The 1,451-nt window shown below is 57.1% G+C and carries 1 rRNA gene (running past one end of the window); it reads left to right on the top strand.

Annotation, left to right across the window (positions count from 1 at the left end):
- Positions 1-174: 174 nt before the first annotated feature.
- Positions 175-1,451: ribosomal RNA gene (locus ACIRYZ_RS04735) — 23S ribosomal RNA — on the top strand (it continues 1,496 nt past the right edge of the window).

Below are 1,451 nucleotides of genomic sequence, written 5' to 3'. Positions count from 1 at the left end.
CGGCGTGGAACGCGATCTGGGATTGACTGTGTCGGGCACGTTGTTGGGTCCTGAGGGAACGGCCGTGAGGTCGTTGTCTCAAGGTTGCCGGCCTCACTTGAGGTGGTCTTCGGATCATTGAGGGTGTGTGACTGGTCGTTGTTTGAGAACTGCACAGTGGACGCGAGCATCTGTGGCCAAGTTTTTAAGGGCGCACGGTGGATGCCTTGGCACTAGGAACCGATGAAGGACGTGGGAGGCCGCGATAGGCCCCGGGGAGCTGTCAACCGAGCTTTGATCCGGGGGTGTCCGAATGGGGAAACCCGGCAGTCGTCATGGGCTGTCACCCGCTGCTGAACACATAGGCAGTGTGGAGGGAACGCGGGGAAGTGAAACATCTCAGTACCCGCAGGAAGAGAAAACAACCGTGATTCCGGGAGTAGTGGCGAGCGAAACTGGATGAGGCTAAACCGTATTGGTGTGAGACCCGGCAGGGGTTGCCAATGCGGGGTTGTGGGAATGAGCTTCAGTCGTCTGCCGGCGGCTGGGCGAGTCAGAAACCGTATGGGTAGTCGAAGGACATGCGAAAGGTCCGGCGTAGAGGGTAAGACCCCCGTAGACGAAATCTGTACGGCTTGCTTGCTCATCTCCCAAGTAGCACGGGGCCCGAGAAATCCCGTGTGAATCTGGCGGGACCACCCGCTAAGCCTAAATATTCCCTAGTGACCGATAGCGGATAGTACCGTGAGGGAATGGTGAAAAGTACCGCGGGAGCGGAGTGAAATAGTACCTGAAACCGTGTGCCTACAAGCCGTGGGAGCGTCGTTCATCAGCTTGCTGGTGGGCCGTGACTGCGTGCCTTTTGAAGAATGAGCCTGCGAGTTTGCGGTGTGTAGCGAGGTTAACCCGTGTGGGGTAGCCGTAGCGAAAGCGAGTCCGAATAGGGCGGTTGAGTTGCATGCCCAAGACCCGAAGCGGAGTGATCTAGCCATGGGCAGGTTGAAGCGCGGGTAAGACCGTGTGGAGGACCGAACCCACCAGGGTTGAAAACCTGGGGGATGACCTGTGGTTAGGGGTGAAAGGCCAATCAAACTCCGTGATAGCTGGTTCTCCCCGAAATGCATTTAGGTGCAGCGTCACGTGTTTCTTGCCGGAGGTAGAGCACTGGATAGGCGATGGGCCTTACCGGGTTACTGACCTTAGCCAAACTCCGAATGCCGGTAAGTGAGAGCGTGGCAGTGAGACTGTGGGGGATAAGCTCCATGGTCGAGAGGGAAACAGCCCAGAACACCGACTAAGGTCCCTAAGCGTGTGCTAAGTGGGAAAGGATGTGGAGTCGCAGAGACAACCAGGAGGTTGGCTTAGAAGCAGCCACCCTTGAAAGAGTGCGTAATAGCTCACTGGTCAAGTGATTCCGCGCCGACAATGTAGCGGGGCTCAAGCACATCACCGAAGTCGTGTCATTGCAGCAT

The organism is Kitasatospora sp. NPDC101155 (assembly GCF_044768305.1).
GTDB lineage: Bacteria > Actinomycetota > Actinomycetes > Streptomycetales > Streptomycetaceae > Kitasatospora.
The sequence above is the reverse complement of the archived record's forward strand: the minus strand, read 5'-3'. Positions and strand labels throughout refer to the sequence as shown.